Here is a 23548-nt window from a genome sequence, read left to right as displayed (position 1 = left end):
AGTTATCTCGCCCTAGACTAATCGGTATTCAAAAGCTGATCAGTCTTTGCTGCACAGATAAAATCATTCTTATGAAGCCCTTTGGCTGAATGACTCCACCAGCGAACTTTAACCTTCCCCCACTCCAAGGTAATCTCTGGGTGATGAAATTCTTCCTCAGCCAATGCAGCGACCTTGTCGGTAAACGCCCACGCCGATTTAAAATTCTTGAAAGTAAATTGACGCTCCAACTGCTCGACGCCTGCCACTTCGATCGCCTTCCACTCAGGTAAGGTGGCCAGTAAGGCGATTTTTTCATTTTCTGTGACTTTTGGTGCGCCGGCATGACACGCTTCGCACTTTTGTTGATGTAATTCTGTCATCAGTTCCCCTTAACCCACTTCCTTGATTTTTGTATTGTACAAAGGTGCATGTAACCCCATTTTCTGTGCTTGGGCCACCATTGACATAATATCCTGATGCGCCAACTCATAGAGCTGTTTGATGTCTTCAAGAATAAAGTAGAGCGGCTGCATAATATCGATACGATAAGGTGTACGCATGATATCAACCGGATCAAACGGTTTATACAGAGGCCTTGTTTCATCTATCACTAAGTCTTGATCACTAGCCGAGCTTGTCCCTGATACCCCTTTTCCTGTTAACGAGTATTGCGTCTCACCCGGCGATGATAAGATCCCACCACCATATATCCGCAAACCGTCTTGCTGCTGCAATAATCCAAATTCAACTGTAAACCAGTATAGCCTTGCTAAATACACCCTTTGTGCAGAATTTGCCTTTGCTCCCAAATTTCCGTAAGTATGAGTGAAAGCAGCAAAAGCCGGATTAGTCAGCATCGCACAATGGCCGAAAATCTCGTGGAAAAAATCAGGCTCTTGAAGATAATCAAATTCTTCTCTTCGCCGCAAAAAAGTAGCAACGGGGAACTGCTTATTTGCCAGCAAGGCAAAGAAACGGTCAAAATTGATCAGCGCGGGTACGGCAACACACTCCCACCCAGTGGTTGACTGCAATACCTCATTAATTTCCGATAGCTGAGGGGGGCGATCCTGAGGCAATTTCAGCAAATCCAACCCGTCAATGTATGCCTGGCATGCACGCCCCTCTATACACGCCAATTGTCGTTGCACCAGATCGTGCCAAACTTGGTTTTCTGAGCGTTCCCAGTGAACCACGCCCTTTTCATCTGGCTTATTAGATACATATTTTGTTCCGCTACCCATAAGAGACCTTCATCTGTGATTCTGCCTCGCCCTGGCAAATTATCAATCCGCTTGTTTCATGTTCATTTCCTTTAGATTAGGTCGGTTAGCGAAAGCACGGATAGTGGTTCTCAGCAATGAAAACACCACCAAATGTAACAATTACTTTACACCCAAAATGTCAGTTAATAGCCGTAACATTGTCGATCTCAATTCATTCAACTGCTTAAAAAAGCCAACAAACGAGCATGCTAGACCAATATTTTTGTAAAAAATCAAGAACACCCTTCGCGCTATTCCGTTCAGGTTCTGATTTGCCTTGCTTGCATGAGTACGCCAGAGTTAAGCCATTGAACTAACATTTTATTAACAGGGTCATGGAATGACTGTGATAGAGAGGGATGTGTAATGCGGCAATGGTTTCAATTTCCTATTACCGAAGGAGAGGCTTCACGACAAGCACACTGTGACTTGCCTAAAGGCACATTCGAACGCGAATGTGGCAGAGAAGGCTTTTTTGGCCCAGCGAGCCACATGTACCACCGCCATCCCCCAACAGGCTGGATAGACTGGGACGGGCCACTTCGCCCTAGAGCCATAGATACATCCAAAATGCCTTCTAAAGGACTGTCACCTTGGGATGCTTCACTGATATTGTACAACAATAACCTCAAACTCAGGGTATGGCATTGTGACCGTGCCATGGGAGCCCTTGCACGAAATGGCGACGGTGATGAAGCGTTGTTCATCCATCAGGGAAGTGGTGACTTGTTTTGCGACTACGGCCATATGACCTTCCGAGATGGCGATTATATCGTGTTGCCAAGGGCAACTAGTTGGCGTATTGAACCCAAAAAGCCTGTCACCATGCTGCTCATCGAGGCATCAAACAGTGCCTATCAAATGGCCGAACGCGGCATTGTCGGCCAACATGCGGTGTATGATCCAGCGGTGTTGGAATACGCAAGAATCAACGATACCTTCCTCCAACAGCAGAGTGACGATCAGCAATGGAAGGTACAACTAAAAGCCCGTAACCAGCTCAATACGATTACCTATCCTTATAACCCGCTTGATGCCCTAGGTTGGAAGGGGAACCTAACCGCATTCAAGCTTAACTGGCGGGATATCCGGCCGCTGATGAGCCATCGCTACCACCTTCCCCCTTCAGCACATACCACCTTTGTTGCTGATGGCTTTGTGATTTGTACTTTTGTGCCAAGGCCTATCGAAAGTGATCCAAATGCTTTGAAGGTGCCCTTTTATCATAACAACGATGACTTCGATGAAGTACTGTTCTACCACAAGGGTAACTTCTTTAGCAGAGACAATATTGAAGCAGGCATGATCACTCATCATCCCTGCGGTTTCTCCCACGGCCCTCACCCCAAAGCGCTCGCTACCAGCATGACTTCCCCAAAAAAAGAAACAGATGAAGTCGCGGTTATGATTGATGCCCGCTGGCCACTGGAAGTGGCACCTTTACCCGAAGGCGCTGAAAACAAAGATTATGTTTTTTCATGGCAGGGACAAACCGCTGAATAGTTGAATAGTTGAATAGTTGAATAGCCAAATACAAAGAGAAAGGAGACGAACGTGAAACTTGCATCGCTTAACCATGGTCGAGACGGCCAACTCATTGTAGTTTCCCGTGACCTGCAAACAGCAGTCCATGCCCACGATATCGCCCCAACATTGCAGTTTGCTCTTGATAACTGGCACGAAGTCGAAACGGACTTAAAGCATTTATACCGCAACCTCAATGAGGGAACTGCACAGCATAGCTTTCCGTTTAACCCAACATTATGTAGCTCCCCACTGCCACGCGCCTATCAATGGGCGGATGGCAGCGCATACGTCAACCATGTCGAGTTAGTGCGCAAAGCCAGAGGAGCAGAAATGCCGGAAAGCTTTTGGACCGATCCCTTGATGTATCAGGGGATGTCGGACGGTTTCTTGGCCCCCACTGACAATATCAAGGTTGCTGATGAGCAATGGGGCATCGATTTTGAAGGTGAAATTGCCATCATCACCGACGATATAGACATGGGCACCCGTACCGAAGAAGTCCATGGACACATCAAACTGCTGATGCTGGTTAATGATGTTTCCCTACGCAATCTGATCCCAAGTGAACTGGGCAAGGGCTTCGGTTTTTTCCAGTCCAAGCCCTCCTCCACCTTTTCACCTGTTGCCGTCACACCTGATGAACTAGGCGATAACTGGCATGATTACAAACTCCACCACCGCCTCACAGTTCATCTCAATGGCAAATTATTCGGACAGCCCCATGCCGGCACCGACATGACATTTAATTTTGCTGAGCTTATCCAACATGTGGCAAAGAGCCGAAACATTTGTGCAGGCACCATTATCGGCTCAGGTACTGTCTCTAATATTGATCGCAGCAGCGGCTCTTGCTGTTTAGCGGAACGCCGGATGCTAGAGACCTTGGAGTTTGGCCACCCTGAAACCCCATTCATGAAATTTGGCGATACCGTCAAAATTGAAATGTTTGACGACAACGGCCATTCCATTTTCGGTGCGATTGAGCAAACGGTAGTTCAGTATGAGCATCAGTATCATGACGAGGATTTAAACCACCATAACCCACATCATCAACAATAATTAAAAATACGATACCCAATTCAGTTCAAGATGCTTGGTTCAGCAAGAATAGCTTGGGGATAAGGCTGGACCTTGAATATTGAGCCTAAGGATACAATACCGTGAAACTGTATGATTACTATCGCTCATCGGCGTCGTACCGGGTGCGAATTGCGCTAAATATAAAAGGACTTAGCTACGAGCAGGTGGCCATTTCTCTATTGGACAAAGAACAAAACAGTGCCTCCTACTCCGCGCTAAATCCCAATCAACTTGTACCTGGATTTTCGCGTGATGTTACAGAAAACGCAAACACAGCATCTGACGATGACACCGCCGTCTTAGGCCAATCTCTAGCAATTATTGAGTATATTGACGAGACCTACCCGGAGCCCGCCTTACTGCCTAATGATGCTTGGCATAAGGCCCAATGCCGCGAAATTGCACTCATTGTTGCCTGTGACATTCACCCCCTGAACAACCTGAGAGTGCTCAACTATTTAAATAGTGACTTTGGAGTAAACCAAAACGAGAAAATGATTTGGTATCACCACTGGCTCAAGCAAGGCTTTCAAAGCTTAGAAAGCCTATCTGAACGATACCATACCCCATTTATTTGTACTGACACCCCCTCTCTGGCCGATATCTGCCTGATCCCCCAACTTTACAACGCCAAGCGATTCGGCTTTGAAACCAATCATTACCCACGATTGCTAGAGGTAGAGAAGCGTTGCCTAGCACTACCAGCATTTCAGCAAGCCCACCCGGATAACCAATAAATAAAAGCTCAATGAAGGAGAAAATGATGACAACCCCAGAATCTTCTAGCATTGGTCATCCAGCAGATAATCAGCCCCAGTTGCTATGGATGCCGGAGAAAGATCGCATTCACGACAGTAAGCTTTATCAATTCATGGTTGCGCTAAGTGAGAAAAAGAACACCCTTTTTCATGACTACAATCAGCTGCATCATTGGAGTGTTGGCCATAGTGAAGAGTTCTGGAGTATGGTGTGGGACTTTTGCCTAGTCGAAGGAGCAAAAAAGCCCCCTGTAACATTTTGCCCACCAGATAGTACTGCACCAGCGAAAGATACCCAGTGGTTCCCGCACGCAAAACTCAACTATGCCGATAACCTACTCCGAAACTGGCGTACTCACGCGGCGGCGGATGCCATCATATTCCATTGCGAAGGCGATCCTCAGCAACGTCAACACATTAGTTGGCAGCAGCTATACCGACAAACGTCTCAGGTCGCGAGCTTTCTCCATCAGATCGGGATCAAAAAAGGGGACGTTGTTGCGGGGTATTTACCGAATATCCCCCAAACGGTCGTGGCTATGCTGGCGACCGCTTCGTTAGGAGCGATTTGGACATCGACCTCACCGGATTTCGGTGCCGACAGTGTTATCGAGCGCTTTGGACAAACTCAACCTAAAGTGATGTTTTTTGCCCAAGGCTACCAGTACAACGGCAAGGCTATTTCTTATGTCGACAAAGTCGCTGCAGTCAGTGCCAATATTCCGGAACTCGCACATCTAATCGAAATCCCCGCAGCGCCTGAACTGATGCCACAGGAGTCAGCCTCCATTCCTGATACCATAAACCACCACTATTGGAGCGATATACTCGATAGCACAGTACCCAGTGAGCTCGGTTTTACACCTGTCCCATTCAACCATCCGCTTTATATCCTGTACTCATCAGGCACAACCGGTAAGCCCAAGTGCATTGTTCACAGCGTAGGCGGTACTTTACTTAATCACCTTAAAGAGCACCAGCTACAAACGGATATCCGCACCGGTGACAAAATTTTTTACTTCACGACTTGCGGTTGGATGATGTGGAACTGGCTAGTGTCAGGACTCGCCTCTGGCGCGACCTTAATTCTGTATGACGGCTCCCCTTTCTATCCCGATGGTAATGTTTTATGGAAGCTGGCCGAGCAAGAACAAGTGACGTTATTCGGCACTTCAGCCAAATACCTTGAGGCTTTGGAAAAGGAAGGCTATCACCCAAAAGATAACGCTAACCTGTCAGCACTCCGAACCCTGTGCTCTACCGGTTCGGTGCTTGCGCCTGAGCAGTTTGATTATGTCTATGATTCAATTCATAACGACATTCAACTTGCCAGCATTTCAGGCGGTACCGACATCTGCGGCTGCTTTGCCATTGGCAATCCCATTAATCCGGTTTATAGAGGAGAATGCCAAGGGCTCGCGCTTGGCATGGATGTTCAGGTATTCAGTGAACAAGGCAAAGCAATACACCAGCAACACGGTGAGCTGGTTTGTCGCAATAGCTTCCCCAATCAACCAATTGGCTTTTGGAACGATCCAGACGGCAGCAAGTACCATGTTGCCTATTGGAATACCTTCCCCGGAGTTTGGCACCACGGTGATTATGTTAGCGTATCGAATACCGGTGGCATGGTGTTTTACGGTCGCTCCGATACCGTACTTAACCCCGGCGGGGTAAGAATTGGAACCGCAGAAATATACCGTCAGGTAAACCGATTGGATGAAATTAAAGACTCACTAGTCATAGGACAAAACCAAGGCACAGATGTCCGCGTTATCTTGTTTGTTCAGCTAGCAGAAGGTGAACTGCTTACAGACGAATTGAAAACCAACATCAAGCAAAAGATCCGCGAGCACGGCTCCCCCCGCCATGTTCCCGAAGTGATTCTGGCAGTAAAAGACGTGCCCCGCACTAAATCAGGTAAGCTGGTTGAATTAGCCGTTCGCAATATCGTCCACAACCAGCCAGTGAAAAACGTCGGCGCGCTAGCCAACCCTGAGTCTCTGGAAGAGTTTAGGGATAGAGATGAGTTGAAAACTTAAGTCATTCATCTTACAAACTAATTTACTTCAACCATGGTGACGTAATACAAATCGTTTTCAGGTCGAAATTTATCTTCCCTTCAACACCCAGCGGGGTAACTAGCATCGGGTGGGTATGACAGCTATCAAAACCATTTAAAATAGGAACAGGTTGCCCATTTAGCACTTCCATCAATACATCCAGTGGTTGGCGACCTGTCCTCTTATTATCAAACAGTTCATGCTTTCCTAAAATAATGGCGGATACCTTGTCGAACACGCCGCAAATCTTTAAGTGGCTGAATGAACGTTCGACTGTTTCGATCCCCTTTAAACAGTCTTCTATCAGCAAAATATCCCCTTGCTGTATTTCCGGCATATATGGGCTTGCCCATATCCCGGACATAGTATTCAAATTCCCACCAATGATCCTTCCCTGCACCACACCAGCGCCAAGAAACGCCCATTCGTTCGGTTGCACAGGTTTGGCTTCAGATTGGCTTTCCCAATCAATTTTTGTATCCGTCCAATTGTTTGGCATTTGATATTGATAAGGCAGGCTTTGCTTTTGACATAGACTTTCATATGCTGTTTCACATAACAGCGCCTCAAAGGAGGCAAACGTCTCATCGACGAGCGGCGGATACTCACCAAACGACGCCACTAAGGCAGGGCCGTAAAAGGTAACAAGGCCGGTTTGAGCATAGATGCCCAACAGCAAGGCGGTAACGTCCGAATAACCGATAATAATTTTGGGATCTTTCTTTAACGCCGCATAGTCAATATAAGGCAGTAGCGCATTACTGTTATTTCCGCCGATAGTAGAAATAATACACCGGACTTCAGGATCGCGGATTAACGCATTTAGTTCATCAACCCTTTCCAGGATACTGCCCGACCGGTAATAGTCTGACTGACCAGTCAATTTTCCCGCTTTCAGGTTAAACCCTTTTTGCTGTAAATACACTTTTGCCCTTTCAAAACGCTTAGGAGCAAAACAGGTCGCAGGCGATGATGGCGAGAAAAAGCCAATGGTATCGCCTTGTTTAAGTGCTGGAGGGAATATTGCCATAACTATCTTCTTCCTTGATTACTATACCCAAATGACTTCAAGACACATGGGTATATCTAGCTGTTCATTAAATCTGATCCAAATTAAAATGCAACGCTTGCACATTAGTCGAATCTATATTTACCCTGTGTTGTATTTGTCATACACAACCTTGATGGATTTCTTAATATCGGCCAATGCCTGATCCGCTTGCTCGGGTAAAACAGTTAATTGCAAATACACTATGGGCTCAATATGAATGAGTGAAGAGTACTGAGTAACATAACCGTTGCCATTTTCAGACCAAAACCCGGTTGCGCCTGTTTCGTTATTTAAGAAGGTAACCCCACCATAAGAGACACTAAGTAATATACCTAGATCTTCCATTACAGCCTTGATCATATCTTTAGGCGTAGAGACAGCTTACCTTTCAGCGCTTCATGCGCAGAATGGCTCATAGACGCGCGTAATTCACCTTAGGTATTAAACGGAGCTCGAACAGTTGAAAATAGCAAAATATCGTCAGAATTCATGTTCTGCGCCCTCCGTTGCCCATAAGTCCAAAGAGATGCATTTAGGCCGACACAATTCGTTTCGCCGCTTACCTATCACTTTGTAAAAATCCTTTTAAAAAAGTAGTTTAGTAACTCATACTGACAATGGGAATGCAGCAAAGTCACATTTTGTAACATTGACACATCCATTCAAAGTAGTAGTACTTTTCATTAACTCCAATTTTTCTGTTTATGAAACCAACGCACAAAAAAACGCCCACACCGATTTATCGGTATGGGCGTTTTTAAAAGCACTTGAAAGAGTAGCGTTATGAAATTTCTTTCATCGCCGAAACAACCGATGGATCATTGAGCAGATTAAATAGCATGCTCTTTGCTGATGCTCGCTGGGCGTCTGATAGCGCTTTCTTCGGGTTCTCGCGGCATAATGTCAGTATGTTTTTGATAAACTTACTGTTAGTCCCTGATAGCTCATACACGAACCTAAGCGTGTCTAGCAGCTCTCCCTGAGGTAAGCTATATACTGCCATTTCGCAGCTAAGATTATCCATTGCAAGGAAGTTGTTCACCACCTCACGACGCTCAGCATTGAACTTCTCTTTAGCGATGTGGCCATCAATCAGAGCCTGAACTCTCTCAGCGATAGCTAAAGGCACTTCCATTGTTTTAGTTTCATGAGTCATCGTTGTTTCTCCTGCTCTAACTCGGGTTGACCTACAGCCTCGGTAATCTGGTGATGTTTCGATTACTCGTTTGAATAATCAAGAATAACACTTGAATTGCATTACCTCATCTTACAAATCGCAGAGCTCACTGCGTAAAAACTGTAGGAGCAATTTTCATTTTTATAAATAAAGGGTTATAAATTTGAGATCTTAATCAAGATAGACTCCAGCTCATCCCAAGGCATGAGTTGGTTATCAATGACCTCAAGACGACTTTCGAACCCTTCAAGGGTCATTTGATTGACCGAGACGACGCCTTTGTGAACATTGAAGGCATGGCAGCCTTTGTTCGTATTAATGACGCCTTTCACACGCTCTGCCGTCAGGTTACAGAACAAAGAAAACAGTTGGTCAAAGTCGAAAATGACCTCGGCGCCAAAGAGCCAGCCGCAGCTAAAGTAGCCCTGACCTTTGTTTTCCTTGCGGATATATTTCTGGTTTGGCGGCAGCTGGAACTGCGGCTCCATATCAGCATGCTCGTGATGGTGAGCATCTATCGTTGATGATTGATCTTGCTCTGCTCGGTCAGTATCTAGCAAATCTATAGGAAACTCGCCCTGTTTGACCAACATACTCGCCAGCTTCTTAGGCTGCTGCGTCGCCACCCAGTGATCAAAAATTCCGGCATCCACCTCGTCACACTCGTCAAGTTTATTGCCTATAACAATCTCAGCCACATCGAGTTGATCATTGAAGTTCTGGTTTTCCGTATACTTTTTATTAGAGAGGTTTCGAGGGTCAACCAAAGCAACAGTCGCTTTCAAATCGATGTAATCTTTAAACTGATTAGACGTTAGCACTGAGATGATTTTATGAGGATGACCAAGTCCGGTTGGCTCTATCAACAGTCGGTCTGGATTCTGGCGTAATAACGCAGTGATCCCGACAGATGTCGGCACGCCGGCAGTACAGCACATACAGCCACCAGGGACTTCTTTGATCATCGCGCCAGAATCAGTAAGAATGGCACCATCAATACCGATTTCGCCAAATTCGTTAACCAGAACAGCCCACTTTTCATTGGCTGGCTTGTTCTTAAGCAGATTAAGGATTGTCGTGGTTTTTCCAACACCAAGAAATCCGGTGATGACATTCGTTGGTATGCGCATAATGAGTCATGATTCCGTAAACATTGACGGGAAATTTACATGAAATATGCCCACGCCACAAATCATTGTGGCTCTATTGTGGGGCTAAGGCTTTTGATTTATTTTAGTTTATTATCCAAGATTAGAGCGTTGGGTGAAAAGTCACCCTTTTTGAGCGCTTGCCAACCATAAATTCCGTTAAACCAAGCCATTAATGGCAATTCCGCTCACAATTTGTTTACATAACTTTTTTCGTGAGATTGCTAACACGCAAGGAGCATCTATGCTAAACCCTGCAACAGCGCAAGCAGTGATCGACCATGCCCTCTTCCTTGGCGCCGATTTTGCCGAACTGTTTATCGAACATCATCAATCTAGTTCAGTTGAACTTCTGTCCGGTGACATTGACAAGGTCAATTCCGGTATCGATTTTGGTATCGGCGTGCGCCTGTTTTTCGGCCACAAAGTGCTTTACGGCTACACCAACAGCACCGACGAGGAAGAACTAAAGCGAGTCACAGGGCTACTAGCCGCCAAAGATAAACGCGACCGAATCGTCAATGCTGGCACGCTTAACCTGAGCCGCTACCAGACCAAACATGCTTGTCAGCAGCCTTTAAGCCAAAGCCCTAACCTTGATGCCAAAATTGCCTTCCTGCGTCAGTGCGATGCTGCCGCACGAGATGAAGATGAAAAAATCAATCAGTTCATCGGTCGTATTTTGCAACGTGAGCAACAAATCGAGATCTTCAATTCAACAGGCTTACACATTGGCGATACCCGCCATTACACCCGTGTTGCTGCCACTGCAATTGCACAAAACGGTAGTGAGCAATCAACCGGATTTGAAGCGCCTGGCGCATTAACAGGTTGGGAATTCAATACCCAGTTGGATGCCAAAGAGCTTGGTCATGCAGTGGCGAAACAAGCAATGGTGAAGCTATTCGCCGAAAATTGCCCATCGGGTGAAATGCCAGTGATTATCGGCAATGGTTTTGGTGGCGTTATCTTCCACGAAGCCTGTGGTCACCTACTGGAAACCACCTCGGTTGCCAAAAAAGCCTCTGTCTTCCACGATAAGATGGGAGAGATGATTGCTAATCCAGTAGTAAGTGCGGTCGATGATGGCACCATGACCAATGAGTGGGGCTCAATCAATATCGATGACGAAGGGATGGAAACCCAGCGTACCCAGTTGATCAAAGACGGCAAGCTGACTAGCTTCATGGTTGATCACATGGGCTCACTGAAAACCGGATTAACCCCAACCGGCTCCGGCCGTCGCGAATCCTACAAGTATGCACCAACCTCAAGGATGCGTAATACCTTCATCGAACCGGGTGACAGCTCTTTGGATGAAATGATCGCCAGCGTTGAAAAAGGAATCTATGCCAAGAAGATGGGCGGTGGATCAGTTCAACCCGGTACAGGTGAGTTTAACTTTGCCGTACAAGAAGCTTATTTGGTCGAAAACGGCCAGATCACCAAACCATTAAAATCAGCGACGTTGATCAGCACAGGTCCTAAAGTACTGAAAGAGATCTCGATGATCGGGCGTGATTTCGCCTTGGCCGCAGGAATGTGTGGCTCTGTAAGCGGCTCGGTGCCTACCACGGTTGGCCAGCCAGCACTTAAAGTGGACAACATTCTTGTAGGGGGTAACTAATGGCGGATCAACAACAACTTCAACGCGCGATTGATCAAGTACTTGAGCGTGCCAAAGCAGCAGGCGCCGAAGCCGATGTGATTGCAAGCGGCAGCAACAACTTCTCATTGAAAGCCAATGCGGGAGAGTTGGACGAATACAAAGTGACATCAGGTCAGGTGATTGGCGTTCGTGTCATCAAAGATCAGCACATTGCTACCAGCTATTCTGAGTCATTGGAGCCAGCTAGCCTAGATATGATGGTTGAGCACGCTCTCGCCAATGCCGCCTTCACCAAGCAAGATCCTCATCAAGTGATCGCGTGTGCTAACAGCCAGCTTGTAACGGAATATCCAGAGATTTATCAAACAGACGCAGCCACGGTTGATGACAAGATTTCTCTTGCACTGGCTCTGGAAAAAGGTGTCGTTGAAAAACCGAACGCAACCTCAGCACCGTACAACGGCTTCGGGGAATCAGACAGCCAAGTGATTCTAGCGAATACACTCGGCACACGTTGTTATCACCAAGAGCGCTCTACCTACTGTTATGCCTACACCTTGTATGAAAAGGACGGTAAGCAGTCGATGCATGGTGGTATGTCGACTGGTCGTCGTTTCAACGAACTCGATCCAGAGTACTGTATCAACCATGGCTATGACATGGCCAAAGCCCTGCTCGATGGCGAACCGATCAGTACGGGCAACTACAGTGTGGTGTTTGACCTCAGCTGCCTAAGCAGCTTGTTTGGCGCGTTTGGCATGTGCTTCTCGGGCCAGTCAGCAATGAAGGGAATTAACCCATGGCGCGACTCCGTTAACTCCGTGGTTGCGAGTCCGTTATTAACGGTTTCAGATACAGCTTATATCGAAGGCGGCTCGGCCATTAAAGCCTTCGACAGCGAAGGCTTTGCGACTTGCGATACCATTCTGATTGGTGAAGGGAAACTGCAGAACCTACTGCATAACAGCCATACCGCCAGTTTCTTCGGTATTGAGAATACCGCCAACGGCTCTCGCTCAGCCAAAGGCGGTTTGGGCGTGTCTGCCCGTCATACTGTTATTGCTACAGGACAAAGCAGCGAAGCTGAACTGACCGGCGGTGAATATCTGGAGTTGATCGAACTTCAGGGTGTTCACTCCGGTGCCGATGCGGTAAGCGGTGACTTCTCGTTTGGCGCAAGCGGCTTCCTATGCCGAGATGGCAAGCGTGTTCAACCGGTTCGAGGTATCACCGTAGCAGGTAATTTCTATCAGATGATCAAAGAAATTGATGCTGTAGGCGATACATTGACTCACGATCATGGTAAAAGCTTCTTCGCCCCTCTTATCCGCTTTAGTAAACTCAGTATTGCGGGTAAATAATGCGAAAATAACCGAATGACCACCAGCAGGTTAATTACCTGCTGGTGGCCTTAATGACAAGATTGTTATTAAGGCCATTCATTAACCCTTATTTCAGAGTGACATCGTCACTTCTTATTTTACATATTCAATAAATCAAAATAGCACACAGTTCACAAGCGTGATCTGAATCACACTTAACTGCTTCTTTACTTTATCCTGACTTTACCTGCTAAAAAACAATCATTTGCTGAACTTCCCATAACAATTGCTTGCATAAATCCTGATTAAATACACGCATACTGATAAACATAATAAAATCTGTATATGGCATAAATACACAGTGCAAATTTTTGCTTATTCTCTTGTTAAATAGAATTGATTTGTGTAATGCTTATTCAGTGTTTGTAGCAGTAGTTAATATCAACCAATTGTGGAGAATAATGATGAAACGTTCTATGACTCTAGTCGCTGGCCTAATTCTAAGTGCAACACTTATGGGCTGTTCAAGCAGCGAAGAAGCTGAGCAACTGAGCCAGCTGACAAATAAAGTTGACGCTCTATCTGATCAAGTTGCATCGCTACAAGGTCAGCAAGATCAAATGGCCGGCGCAGTAAATGATACACGTGCTGCATCTGACGCAGCTTACCAAGAAGCAATGCGTGCTAACCAGCGCATTGATAACATTGCTAGCTCTTACCAGAAGTAATGTAAAAAAGTGGCGCGATAAGTTGCGCCACTTTGAAATTGCATTTCCAATTAACGAGTACCTTCTCAGACAATTGCATTGTCAGGATCGACCAAGCCGTAGGTATTGATACTCGCCTCACCTAATTCGGGTTCAAGGTAATCCCTGACCACATCAATCGAATCAGCCTCCCACATGCACTGACACAATGTATGTCTCTCAACCACCATCGTTGTATGTAGCCGCATACCTGTCGGCGGATGAGTTAGCATCCCGCTTGCTTTCTGCCAAAACAATTCAGGGTCTGTGATCTCATGCTGGATAACGATAAACATCCCTACTCCTTAATGCAGCTTCAACAGTTAACATACCAAATTATAGGCGAAGCTAGGGAGCAGATATGTATCAACTGTGAAGTGAATCAATCGGTTGCTACGGCATAGCCACTGAGATCTGGCTGCATCGATACCATTTTTTCTATCAAGGAAAGGCTCAAGTTTGCACGTTTTTGTTGTGCGAAATTAAACATCACAACTTTCGCTTCCCCCGACGTTGTCACCGCCCCCTGCTGCTTACTGACGATTTTGTATTCCATCACGAAACTGTCTTTTGTCAATTCAGCCACTCGGCTTCCGACCAGTAAGGTATCAGGGTAGGTCACTGGGCGTCGGTATCGACTTGAGGTTTCACTGAGTACGGGGCCCGTTTGAGTCGCCTTCATTTCTTCCATCAGACCGATCCCGGCAAAGTATTCCAGTCTCGCCGTCTCAAAATAACGGAAGTACACCACATTATTGACATGGTTTAGTGCATCCATCTCACCCCATGCCACCGGAATTTCAGTAACAACAGGGTAACCCTCAAGTAAATTAGACATATGCTGATCCTTGCTAAATGTTATGAATTTTCTCTAAACGAAACAGCTGTTATGACAAACAGCTATTTTAAACAAGCGTTCGACTACTAACCTATACCTGAGATAACAACTTTGCAACATACGAACTTGTTTCTTGTCGGTTCGGTTCATTCCCGTCATTCCCGAAAGGGATATGCCCAAGATGATGAGTATCTTTTCTACAGTTATGAAAGCAGCGTGTAAATTTTCAGCGTAAAAACGGCAAAGGCCTTAATTTATAAGGGCTAGCGGGTAGATTTACGGTATCCTAAGCCACCTTTTTTCGACCTGACGAATCATGATTCATTTTTCGGCAGGTTTCAGTCGGCTTAGAGCCAGTTAAAACGATCAAACATTATGCTTTACGATAACAATATTCCAGTTCGTTACCCCAAAGGGGTCTTTGCGATGGGCACGGTATACAGCTTTACCGGTGCATCCATCCTTGCATCCATCATTTTTTCATTGCTGCTATTCCTTTCTATCGATGAAGATCCGGTCATGCAGATCTTATTCGCCGGCCTTGCCGTCATTTTCGAATTAGGAAAGTTTTTTGCCTGGTATGAATTTGGCGAGCGTCGAGCACGACGCAACTACGCTGGCGCCATTTCTGCCTTTGCTTTTTATGCGGTACTCGCGGCTATTTCAATTGGCGGCTCTGTTGGTGGTATCAATAGCGCAACCAATCAAGCCCAGAGTCATGTCAATGCTCAGCAGAGCACGGTCAACAATTACAATATGCAGATTTCTGCGATTGAAAGACAGATCGAGCTCAATAACACTGCAGCAGAAAAATATATCGAGATGGAGCGTATCGCAACCGGTGTTGCCCGCATCCAACGTGAAAATGATGACCTACGCGAACAACAGTTAAAGCTTGCTGCAGAGCGTGACAGCTTACCGGTCGTCAACCAAGGTTCAGTGATTGGCCTTATCGACAGCCTAGCGAAATCATTAAAGGTCGAAACTGAAACCGCTCAGCTAAGCTTGGTAATTTTCTTATCAGTGTTACTAGACTTCTTTGCAGCCTTTTTCGTTGGCTTGATTGGTGAGGAACTTCGTTTTAAAAATCAATTCCGACGTGTCGGCCCAATTACCATAGATACTTTCGCCGATAATGAAATCAAAGAGCCTGAATTGCTGACAAACCAGCAACAAGAACAAGCTGCAGGCAATAGCGAAGAACCGGAACTAACGCCGGATATTCCTACTGAGCCAGAAACGCCTAAATCACTGTATGAACAAGCGATCGATGCATTGAGTACTAATCAGGTCAACTGCACTAAGCGCGCTGTCACCAAGTACCTGAAGACCAGCAGCGATGAGGTTGATGAGATCTTCAGCCAATTCATGACAGAAGGGATCGTGAGCAAAAAACCTAACAACCATTATCAATGGCACGGTGTTCCACAAAACGGATAAGCTCACTGGACAAATAACAAAAAGCCCGACTTTATTTTTCATAATGAAGTCGGGCTTTTTTATAGCGAGCGAACGCTGTACCTCTAAAGACCTTTACGGTATTGGGCCATCGTAGTTGGGGAAACCTCTTCATACAGCGAAGTAGGTTCAACATCGCCATTCAACTGCGAACGGAAAGCTTTAAGCAACGCCGGCTTATCCAGCCCTGTTTGGGTTAACGTTTTAATATCTCTTAGATCAACTAAATACCCATCAAACAGCTGTGCATGATCCTTAATAACATCCAGATTCAGGAAGTTTTCTTGACTGTACAGTGAGTTATGATCACCACGCTGTTTATCAATCACGAAAGATGACTCTTTCATGCTCAGAATCGATGCTGATTTATCACACTTCCTCAAACACTTGTCATCAAAGCGCTTCTTCTTACAGCCTACCGTTTGGTGGAATAAACACTGGCGACTTGTTAACAGCATAATTGGGTGGTAAATACTGTAAAACAGCTCGAAACCATCGGGTTTAACGATTTGTCTCATTTGCTGCTGTTTGATCTCGTTTGAAATAAACGAGCCAGCGCAGTTAAACTCTTCTTTTAAACACTTCAAGCTATACGAGTTGGTCACATTCATCTGCGGACCCGCGATCCAATGGATCCCAAGCTGTGACGCAGCAAATCCCACACCATTGTTGTTGGTCACGATTCGAACAGGCTTGATACTTTTCAAAAATTCAACCGCAGCCTGATAATTTTCGCCAATCAAAATAGCAGGGAACCATGGGATAAGCGCAGTATTTGAGTTAAACAGCGATACCATTTTTGCTAAATTGCTGTGCATCGCTTCAGGTAGCTGATAGTACACATTCACTTCATTATCTTGTGCCAGCTCAATATCCGTTTCAGACGAAATCAATACGTTTAAGCTTGGGGTCGCTTTACTGTCGTGCTGCTGTGCAACCAGCTTAGGAAGCTCAACAGGGCTCACCGTTGGTCTAGAACCATTTAAGATGAAAGCAACCTGCTCTTTTATAACCGTTTGCTCTTTATAAGGGATAAACAATCCATCATCGAGATTTGTGAGCTCAACGCTAGCAACATAATGGTCAGCATTTGCAAAACCATTGGCCCACTTGGTGACGGTTGCGTCATCTAAGCTGTGCTTACCCGCTTTTATCAATGGTGTAGACGATGTGACAGTGCAAGTTTCATTAGGTGTGCTGATAGTGACTGAAAGCAACTCACCTTCAGAGCCTGAAACAGAAACACTCAAAGAGTTGATACTGATATCAAGATCTTTTGTTTGTGCATCAACCTTATTGATGATCTCTGTTTTATCATCATATAACTTCTTCTTGACCTGCTTTACCTGCTCAGTGCTAGTACAGCTATAGATCTTTGAAAAGTGATTAGCCGAATGATCTCTCGGGTTATCAATAAACATACTTTTATTGATATCGCCCTGCAGATAAGCATTCGAAAAGTCTCGGTTAAACACAGTGTATAAACCCGTGGTATCCGTTAAGACCTCGCCAGACTGGCAATAGTTGTCAATTTGTTTGCGCCAACTATCAACCACTGTATGTACATAGTGGGACTTTTTAATTCGCCCTTCGACTTTCAGTGAATAAACGCCAGCATCAGCCAAAGCAGCCATATCCGAATAAGCCGAGTTATCTTTCATGTTCAACGGATAATCCTTACCCGCATCAGTCGTTTGGTACTGATCACGACAAGGTTGGCTGCAACGGCCACGGTTACCAGAATTACCATTACGTACCGAACTGATGTAACACAAGCCTGAGAACCCAATACAGTAAGAGCCATGCACAAACACTTCCATCAACACGTTGTGTTGAAGCCCAAACTGGGCTAAGTGTTTAATTTCCCGGATATTCAACTCACGAGACAGGTTCACACGGCTTGCGGTGAGTTGATGTAAGAACTGAATCTGTCCTTCGTTATGCGTATTTGTTTGAGTCGAAGCATGAACATCAAGGGTCGGGAAATGCTCTTTTAGGATATAAAACAAGCCATAATCTTGAACAATGACACCATCAATCTTCGTATTTACCAACTTATTTAGCAGACGAATAAGCGTAGGAATTTCACTTTCTAAAATAATGATATTCAGAGTAAGAAAGATCTTGCAGTCATATTGATGGGCAAGGTTGATGATACCGTTAAGATTCTCGAAAGTAAGATTCGTTGCACGGTTTCGGGCATTGAAGTTATCAAGCCCACAGTAGATTGCATCCGCACCTGCGACAATAGCCGCTTTGATCGATTCAATGTCACCACCCGGTGCCAACAGCTCGAATTGGTTTTTATTCACAACAATACCCACTTACCAACCACATCTTCAAAGGGGGCGTATTCTACGTGGTACGGCGCTAAAATTCCATTAATAGCATTGAGGATATTAATCGACGTTAACTTTCGTTATCGTGCTCAAAACACTGCAGCTTAAGCCATTGGCCCAATGTTTTAATTTCAAATTGCTTGGCACGTGATTGCTTATACACAAAATAGAGGTTGTCACCCGTTGGCAGCTCATGCATCGGAATACGTACTAGGTTTTGCTGATGATCATGCTCATTGAGGAAGTAGTCATTCAAAAAGGCAATTCCCTGATGATACTTCACAGCCTCTGCGGCAAGAACCATATGACTAAAGTGACTGACCTTTACGTCATCAGGCAGAATAAACCCGCCTCGCTGGCACCAAGCTTGCCAGTCTTTGGCCTGATTACCGCCTTTAAAAATCGAATGTACCGACAATAAAGGATGCTCCCAGAGCGCCTCTGGCAAGGGCTTGTCTTGAATCTGCAGCCAAAGTTTTTGGCTGCAGAATGGGTATAGCAACTCCTTATACAAAAAATCACTGACATAGTTTTTCTTAGGAGGATGGGCTGTAATGAAACAATCTGCTACCTGATCAGTAAATTCTGGTTCATCGGCAAACATAGCAAGAGATAAATCAATTTCAGGATGTTGCTGACGTAAACTCTCCAGCCTTGGTACCAGCCATTTCACTGCTAATGAGCTGTACATAGCAAGACGAATCTTCCCACTTTCCCCCTCTCGGATTTGCTGGCTGGCCTGTGCAATATTCTGCAGTGAATGGGAGATCTCTTCGTAATATTTCTCACCCATTGGCGTTAAAGACAAGCGCCTCCCCTGCCGAACAAACAAAGTTTCACCCAGGTACTCCTCTAACAGTCGTACCTGATGACTAATGGCGCTCTGTGTTACGTTCAGAGCCGTAGCAGCATGCGAGAAGCTATTTAAGCGGGCGACAGATTCGAAACATTGAACAGCCCGCAATGGTGGCAATTTCATTATTAGGTAAGCTCATACTAAGTGAATTTTTATCATTATATATGAAGGGTATTTATAGATTAAGATTACCCAGTCACAACTCGTGACTTTCTTTTTGCGCTAACACTGAACACACTTCAGTCAATGACAGGAGCTTGGTCATGCCTTCAATGTCTGTAGGAATGGCAATGGGTTTACTCATTGTCGGGAACCTTATTGCCGTTTTTTCTGATGCCTTAATTAAAACGCTTGGTCAAGATATTGCGGTTTTTCAATTTGTGTTTTTCAGGCAGCTGACCGCGGTGCTGATCTTGCTCCCTTTTTGTTATCGCAGTAGCAAACAAGAACTGCTGGATGGGCTGAAATGGCATGCCTTGCGGGCGCATATTTGGTTGATGGGTGCCATTTTTATGGTTTTCTCTCTTAATGCCATGCCGCTGGCAACCGCCAATGCCATTTTTTACGCTGCTCCGCTATTAATGTTGCCTTTAGCATTGCTGTTATATCGCGAAAAGCTATCGCGCTACTCCATTGCCGCTGGTGTACTGGGTTTTGCTGGTGTCATCGTCATCATAAGGCCTACAGAGTTTGAATGGTCAGCATTAGCAGCTTTGGTAGTGGCGTTAACCATTGCTGGTAATAACCTGTTGATTCGCAAGCTGCCTAAACATCAAAGTGTTGCCCAGACTCTACTGCTGACCAACCTAACCGGGATCCCGGCTTCACTTGGCCTAGCTTTGTGGGAAGGAAGAGCTTGGGACTGGTCCCCTTTGATAACAGCTGCAGGATCTAGCAGCTTTATCCTTGTTTATGCCGGCATTTGTGTGGTGGCCTACCGGGCAGCGGAAAGCAATAAAATTGCCAGCGCGGAATATAGCGGTTTGCTCGGCGCCGTCGCAGTGGGTTTGGTGTGGTTCGGGGAAACACCCGACATGGTTACGTTGCTTGGCACTGCAATGATTATATTGCCGTTGGTTTGGCTTGCCAAAATTGAAAAGCAAAAAACTATCAAAGACTAAGGATCCGAATATGTCAGCTTTTGTACTCTCTCAAATCATGATCGGCTTTGCTGTTATCTTTGATCTGATTTCATTTCAATTTAAAGACAAAACAAAAATCATCAAATGCTTTGTATGCGCAGTTACTCTAATTGGTATCCACTTTGCTCTGCTAGAGCAATGGACAGCAGCAGGCTTAATGGCGCTAGGAGCTATTCGTTACACAACGAGTTTATATACCAGCTCTAAGAAAATGGCTGGCCTTTTCTCATTTTTCACACTCATCATTACCTACATGACGTTTTCTGGCTTGGCGAGTCTTGTGAGTTGTGCTGCAGCGCTGTTCCAAAATGTGGCCGCCTTTTCTAAACATGATAAGCAGTTAAGACAGTTTATGATCATTGGTACTAGCTTATGGCTAACCCACAATATCCTTATCGGTTCACCGTCTGCTGTAGTACTAGAAGCGCTCTTTCTCGCGAGTAATTTAATTGGTTATTATCGCTATTATATCAAAACACCTTCCGCAGCAGCCAATCCAATATAAAAAAGGGCCTATACCCAAGCTACTTGGGTATAGGCCCTTTCGTATTACAATGATTCAATGTCAAGCTGTTGCCGAGTCTGCTCTAAGCCTAACCATTTCAAGAATGGCTGAAATTGGAACAATTGGGCCCATCATGTTAACCCGCAGCGCATCACTGCCGGATGCATAATGCATCTCTGATGCGTCATAAGAAGAATAGTTATACTTATAGTTAAACTTCCCCGTTGCGATATGTAACAGATCGAATTCTTTTCGGTGGCAAGAGATATAAGCACGCCAGTACATCGCATCCACGACTTCTGACGGGCGTTCAGCACGAATAATAAATCGCCAGCTTCCATCCTCGCCGTAGAAGTCCAAAGGAAAAGTATTTTTTGTTTTTCTTTTACTAAACAAAGTCTATTTATCCACTTAACCAGCCTATCAATTGAATTATGCAAGGATTGAAGCAGAATGGAAGAGATTACCGTTCAAAACCGTCAATTTTGACATAACTGTACAATTTTCGACGCCTTTTATTTATTTGTATTTAATATTCATGATTTCGGAGAATAGCTTACGGCTGATAACCGTGTATTCATCTTCAGGCCAAACCTTACATAATCCTTGTTATTGCCTGTCGTCAACTAACCACACCATCAATAAACAAACAAAAATCATTACTATTAATAATAACGAATCTACCTCTTCATCTCTGACACGCCTTAGGCAACTTATTAAAAAATAAGCCATATGTCTGATTACCTGGAGCCATTATAATCCGCTGTAAACCATTACATAAATAATACTCACGTTATTGATAAAAATAACTAATGATTACTTGCTCACTAAAACCACATTTTAAGGGGTACCTGACGGTAAGAAGTGATAACATCCCCTTGAATTTACATTTCGTTACAAACTGCAAGTAAGCAATTCAAACCCGAAAGCCATAACCATAGAGAAGTATTATGTGGAATAGACTCAATAAGTCGATGATGGTGTGCCAGATGATGTTTGGCCTTTCCTTCTACGGTGTGATGGTGATCCTCACCCGTTTTTTCTTGGAAAACCTCAATTACAGTGAAGCCGACACCATGATGGTTGTCGGTGCCTTTTCATCAATTGGTCCATTATTCGCGATCGCAGGCGGATTTATTGCTGATAAATTCCTTGGTGCCTACCGCTCGTTAACAATCAGCTATCTGGGCTTTGCTGTTGGCTATGCCCTGTTGGTAATGGGTGCATCAACCCTTAACGTGCCTATGAGCTTGATCGGTATCGCGCTAGCAAGCTACTCTCGCGGCTTGATGTCACCTTCTTACCCTAGCCTCTACAAGCGCACATTCCAAACTGAAGAGCACTTTGAGAATGCCTACCCGGTTAACTACTCGGTCAACAACATTGGGGCACTCCTAGGCCAGTACTTTTTCCCGATGCTCGTCTTGATCCTTGGTTTCAATGGCAGCTTTGCCCTTTCAGGCGCAATGGCGGCAGTCGCTTTTATCATTTTGGTTATTTCGCGCAAGCCTCTGCTATCAGTTGCAACTGAAATGGATAACCAACCGACTGGTGCTAAAAACTGGATTGCCTTCAGCGTTATTTCAGTATCTATGATCGGCCTGGTTTTCTTCATGTTTTCAAACATGGATATCGGCAAAAACATTGTTTATGCCATTGGTGCAGCCGCTATCGGTTACTTTATCTGGCTGATGATGAAGGCTAACCGATCTGATTCACTTAAAATGGGCACTATTTTAATTATCACAGCCCTCACTACTGCATTTTTCGTCTATTACGGTCAAATGATGACCTCGATGACCATGGTGACCATCAACACCATGCGTGGTGATCTGTTCGGTATGATCCCTATCGCTCCAGAAGCGTCAATGGCGATGAACCCGCTATGGTGTATTGTCGGCGGTCCTCTGGTCTCTTGGACTTTCTCTTCGCTAGAAAAAAGAAATATCAATTTCTCTACCGCGACCAAAGTGAGCTTTTCCTTTGTTTTGACTGCCATTGCCTTCGGTATTTTGACGATGGCGGTCTACAACATCGGCGAAAACGTCATTATCCGCCCTGAAATATTCTTGGCGATCCATTTCTTCCAAGCATTGGCAGAAGTGATTGTTGGCAGCTTAGTCGTTGCTTTCATCCTGTCGGTTGCGCCAAAGCATATTGAAAACTTTTCTGTCAGTCTGTTCTCTGTCGCTATCGCGTTAAGTGGTATTGTCGGTGCAGTATTTTCAACCTCTATTGCAATGGAGAAAGGACAGGAGGTCACCCAAGAGGTGGTTCAAACAGTCTACGGTGATTACTTCAGCTTATTGACAATATTGGCAGTTGTGATGGTTGTCGTTGCCCTACTCGCCTCTCGTTTGATTCGAGTAATGCTGAAAAAAGCAGAAACGGAACAGCAGGAAAATGCTACGTTGGCTGAAGCATAATCAGTGATTATTCAATGACACTATGATTTTAAAAGGCTCTGTATGGGCCTTTTTTATTACCTAAAATTCATAAACAACAAGAGCTGAAGAGACATCAAGCAAAACATTGATATTTGGTGGAAATTCAACCAAGGAATGAGGATGAAGTGAAGAAAGCGTGGGTACTATCTTTTTAAACATAACACAAAAAAAATCATATTATTAGACTTGTTAAAAAACTTTCTCAGCCTATAATGCTGAAAACCGGAGCGTCTGC

The 23548-nt window shown here is 45.0% G+C and carries 22 protein-coding genes; 11 read left to right on the top strand and 11 right to left on the bottom strand.

Annotated features, from left to right (window positions below):
* Window positions 1-17: 17 nt before the first annotated feature.
* Entirely contained in the window at window positions 18-362 is a 345-nt protein-coding gene (locus tag ACVA58_RS21095) for a 4a-hydroxytetrahydrobiopterin dehydratase (RefSeq protein ID WP_446512334.1), read from the bottom strand.
* 9 nt (window positions 363-371) lie between these two features.
* Window positions 372-1226 carry a phenylalanine 4-monooxygenase gene (phhA, locus tag ACVA58_RS21090; RefSeq protein ID WP_446512333.1) on the bottom strand — a complete coding sequence of 285 codons (855 nt, stop codon included), beginning with the start codon at window positions 1224-1226 and terminating at the stop codon, window positions 372-374.
* 387 nt (window positions 1227-1613) lie between these two features.
* Between phhA and ACVA58_RS21085 the strand changes: the two genes are divergently transcribed.
* The 4 genes from ACVA58_RS21085 (at window position 1614) to ACVA58_RS21070 (ending at window position 6654) form a co-directional block, all read left to right on the top strand.
* A complete protein-coding gene (locus ACVA58_RS21085) occupies window positions 1614-2750 on the top strand; it encodes a homogentisate 1,2-dioxygenase (RefSeq protein WP_446512332.1) in 1137 nt (378 codons plus the stop codon).
* Window positions 2751-2801: 51 nt separating this feature from the next.
* The gene (locus ACVA58_RS21080; RefSeq protein WP_446512331.1) at window positions 2802-3833 is read left to right on the top strand and encodes a fumarylacetoacetate hydrolase family protein; all 1032 of its coding nucleotides are present in this window, start codon (window positions 2802-2804) and stop codon (window positions 3831-3833) included.
* 101 nt (window positions 3834-3934) lie between these two features.
* Entirely contained in the window at window positions 3935-4591 is a 657-nt protein-coding gene (maiA, locus tag ACVA58_RS21075) for a maleylacetoacetate isomerase (RefSeq protein WP_446512330.1), read from the top strand.
* 23 nt (window positions 4592-4614) lie between these two features.
* Window positions 4615-6654, top strand: coding sequence for an acetoacetate--CoA ligase (locus ACVA58_RS21070; RefSeq protein ID WP_446512329.1), 2040 nt, complete (start codon window positions 4615-4617; stop codon window positions 6652-6654).
* Window positions 6655-6676: 22 nt separating this feature from the next.
* Here the strand turns inward: ACVA58_RS21070 and ACVA58_RS21065 are convergent, their stop codons facing one another.
* The 4 genes from ACVA58_RS21065 to ACVA58_RS21050 all read right to left on the bottom strand — a co-directional run bounded on the left by ACVA58_RS21065 (window position 6677) and on the right by ACVA58_RS21050 (window position 10033).
* Window positions 6677-7705: a S66 family peptidase gene (locus tag ACVA58_RS21065; protein ID WP_446512328.1), complete on the bottom strand. Its 1029-nt coding sequence runs from the start codon at window positions 7703-7705 to the stop codon at window positions 6677-6679.
* Window positions 7706-7825: 120 nt separating this feature from the next.
* Window positions 7826-8086, bottom strand: a complete 261-nt coding sequence (locus ACVA58_RS21060) for a hypothetical protein (protein ID WP_446512327.1) — start codon at window positions 8084-8086, stop codon at window positions 7826-7828.
* A gap of 421 nt (window positions 8087-8507) precedes the next feature.
* The gene (locus tag ACVA58_RS21055) at window positions 8508-8882 is read right to left on the bottom strand and encodes a hypothetical protein (RefSeq protein WP_107347767.1); all 375 of its coding nucleotides are present in this window, start codon (window positions 8880-8882) and stop codon (window positions 8508-8510) included.
* A gap of 176 nt (window positions 8883-9058) precedes the next feature.
* Window positions 9059-10033 carry a CobW family GTP-binding protein gene (locus ACVA58_RS21050; protein ID WP_446512326.1) on the bottom strand — a complete coding sequence of 325 codons (975 nt, stop codon included), beginning with the start codon at window positions 10031-10033 and terminating at the stop codon, window positions 9059-9061.
* A gap of 262 nt (window positions 10034-10295) precedes the next feature.
* Here ACVA58_RS21050 and ACVA58_RS21045 point away from each other — a divergent pair, with 262 nt between their 5' ends.
* The 3 genes from ACVA58_RS21045 to ACVA58_RS21035 all read left to right on the top strand — a co-directional run bounded on the left by ACVA58_RS21045 (window position 10296) and on the right by ACVA58_RS21035 (window position 13710).
* Window positions 10296-11678, top strand: coding sequence for a TldD/PmbA family protein (locus tag ACVA58_RS21045; RefSeq protein WP_446512325.1), 1383 nt, complete (start codon window positions 10296-10298; stop codon window positions 11676-11678).
* Window positions 11678-13021: a TldD/PmbA family protein gene (locus tag ACVA58_RS21040; protein ID WP_446512324.1), complete on the top strand. Its 1344-nt coding sequence runs from the start codon at window positions 11678-11680 to the stop codon at window positions 13019-13021. The genes ACVA58_RS21045 and ACVA58_RS21040 overlap by 1 nt, the downstream gene beginning before the upstream one ends.
* A 425-nt stretch (window positions 13022-13446) precedes the next feature.
* A complete protein-coding gene (locus ACVA58_RS21035) occupies window positions 13447-13710 on the top strand; it encodes an Lpp/OprI family alanine-zipper lipoprotein (protein WP_107347771.1) in 264 nt (87 codons plus the stop codon).
* Window positions 13711-13775: 65 nt separating this feature from the next.
* Here ACVA58_RS21035 and ACVA58_RS21030 read toward each other — a convergent pair whose 3' ends face one another.
* A complete protein-coding gene (locus ACVA58_RS21030; RefSeq protein ID WP_446512323.1) occupies window positions 13776-14024 on the bottom strand; it encodes a hypothetical protein in 249 nt (82 codons plus the stop codon).
* Between the two features lie 86 nt (window positions 14025-14110).
* Window positions 14111-14566 carry an acyl-CoA thioesterase gene (locus ACVA58_RS21025; RefSeq protein WP_446512322.1) on the bottom strand — a complete coding sequence of 152 codons (456 nt, stop codon included), beginning with the start codon at window positions 14564-14566 and terminating at the stop codon, window positions 14111-14113.
* 375 nt (window positions 14567-14941) lie between these two features.
* On the opposite strand from ACVA58_RS21025, the gene ACVA58_RS21020 reads away from it, so the two are divergent.
* Entirely contained in the window at window positions 14942-16006 is a 1065-nt protein-coding gene (locus tag ACVA58_RS21020) for a Preprotein translocase subunit SecY (protein WP_446512321.1), read from the top strand.
* Between the two features lie 83 nt (window positions 16007-16089).
* Here the strand turns inward: ACVA58_RS21020 and ACVA58_RS21015 are convergent, their stop codons facing one another.
* On the bottom strand, window positions 16090-18348 hold the full coding sequence (locus tag ACVA58_RS21015) for a peptidase U32 family protein (RefSeq protein WP_446512320.1): 2259 nt from the start codon (window positions 18346-18348) through the stop codon (window positions 16090-16092).
* Between the two features lie 85 nt (window positions 18349-18433).
* Window positions 18434-19342, bottom strand: a complete 909-nt coding sequence (locus ACVA58_RS21010) for a LysR substrate-binding domain-containing protein (RefSeq protein WP_446512319.1) — start codon at window positions 19340-19342, stop codon at window positions 18434-18436.
* A gap of 140 nt (window positions 19343-19482) precedes the next feature.
* Here ACVA58_RS21010 and ACVA58_RS21005 point away from each other — a divergent pair, with 140 nt between their 5' ends.
* Together ACVA58_RS21005 and ACVA58_RS21000 are read left to right on the top strand one after the other, a co-directional pair.
* Window positions 19483-20340, top strand: a complete 858-nt coding sequence (locus ACVA58_RS21005) for a DMT family transporter (RefSeq protein ID WP_446512318.1) — start codon at window positions 19483-19485, stop codon at window positions 20338-20340.
* 10 nt (window positions 20341-20350) lie between these two features.
* Window positions 20351-20866 (top strand): YgjV family protein, encoded by a 516-nt coding sequence (locus ACVA58_RS21000; RefSeq protein ID WP_446512317.1) that lies wholly within the window; start codon window positions 20351-20353, stop codon window positions 20864-20866.
* A 60-nt stretch (window positions 20867-20926) separates the two neighbouring features.
* Here ACVA58_RS21000 and ACVA58_RS20995 read toward each other — a convergent pair whose 3' ends face one another.
* On the bottom strand, window positions 20927-21262 hold the full coding sequence (locus tag ACVA58_RS20995) for a hypothetical protein (protein ID WP_446512316.1): 336 nt from the start codon (window positions 21260-21262) through the stop codon (window positions 20927-20929).
* 554 nt (window positions 21263-21816) lie between these two features.
* On the opposite strand from ACVA58_RS20995, the gene ACVA58_RS20990 reads away from it, so the two are divergent.
* Window positions 21817-23292 (top strand): peptide MFS transporter, encoded by a 1476-nt coding sequence (locus ACVA58_RS20990; RefSeq protein WP_446512315.1) that lies wholly within the window; start codon window positions 21817-21819, stop codon window positions 23290-23292.
* The last annotated feature ends 256 nt before the right edge of the window (window positions 23293-23548 follow it).

The sequence above is a fragment of the Photobacterium sp. DNB22_13_2 genome (assembly GCF_052873915.1).
This window is presented reverse-complemented; position numbering and strand designations above follow the sequence as displayed.

Bases quoted from the DNA above. Each gene is read 5' to 3' on its own strand.
- ACVA58_RS21035 (WP_107347771.1), top strand. From the start codon at position 13,447: ATGAAACGTTCTATGACTCTAGTCGCTGGCCTAATTCTAAGTGCAACA.
- ACVA58_RS21085 (WP_446512332.1), top strand. From the start codon at position 1,614: ATGCGGCAATGGTTTCAATTTCCTATTACCGAAGGAGAGGCTTCACGA.
- ACVA58_RS21095 (WP_446512334.1), bottom strand. From the start codon at position 362: ATGACAGAATTACATCAACAAAAGTGCGAAGCGTGTCATGCCGGCGCA.
- ACVA58_RS21045 (WP_446512325.1), top strand. From the start codon at position 10,296: ATGCTAAACCCTGCAACAGCGCAAGCAGTGATCGACCATGCCCTCTTC.
- ACVA58_RS21070 (WP_446512329.1), top strand. From the start codon at position 4,615: ATGATGACAACCCCAGAATCTTCTAGCATTGGTCATCCAGCAGATAAT.
- ACVA58_RS21065 (WP_446512328.1), bottom strand. From the start codon at position 7,705: ATGGCAATATTCCCTCCAGCACTTAAACAAGGCGATACCATTGGCTTT.
- ACVA58_RS21005 (WP_446512318.1), top strand. From the start codon at position 19,483: ATGCCTTCAATGTCTGTAGGAATGGCAATGGGTTTACTCATTGTCGGG.
- ACVA58_RS21025 (WP_446512322.1), bottom strand. From the start codon at position 14,566: ATGTCTAATTTACTTGAGGGTTACCCTGTTGTTACTGAAATTCCGGTG.
- ACVA58_RS21010 (WP_446512319.1), bottom strand. From the start codon at position 19,342: ATGAAATTGCCACCATTGCGGGCTGTTCAATGTTTCGAATCTGTCGCC.
- ACVA58_RS21060 (WP_446512327.1), bottom strand. From the start codon at position 8,086: ATGATCAAGGCTGTAATGGAAGATCTAGGTATATTACTTAGTGTCTCT.
- ACVA58_RS21030 (WP_446512323.1), bottom strand. From the start codon at position 14,024: ATGTTTATCGTTATCCAGCATGAGATCACAGACCCTGAATTGTTTTGG.
- ACVA58_RS21050 (WP_446512326.1), bottom strand. From the start codon at position 10,033: ATGCGCATACCAACGAATGTCATCACCGGATTTCTTGGTGTTGGAAAA.
- ACVA58_RS21000 (WP_446512317.1), top strand. From the start codon at position 20,351: ATGTCAGCTTTTGTACTCTCTCAAATCATGATCGGCTTTGCTGTTATC.
- ACVA58_RS20990 (WP_446512315.1), top strand. From the start codon at position 21,817: ATGTGGAATAGACTCAATAAGTCGATGATGGTGTGCCAGATGATGTTT.
- ACVA58_RS21040 (WP_446512324.1), top strand. From the start codon at position 11,678: ATGGCGGATCAACAACAACTTCAACGCGCGATTGATCAAGTACTTGAG.
- phhA (WP_446512333.1), bottom strand. From the start codon at position 1,226: ATGGGTAGCGGAACAAAATATGTATCTAATAAGCCAGATGAAAAGGGC.
- ACVA58_RS21055 (WP_107347767.1), bottom strand. From the start codon at position 8,882: ATGACTCATGAAACTAAAACAATGGAAGTGCCTTTAGCTATCGCTGAG.
- ACVA58_RS21020 (WP_446512321.1), top strand. From the start codon at position 14,942: ATGCTTTACGATAACAATATTCCAGTTCGTTACCCCAAAGGGGTCTTT.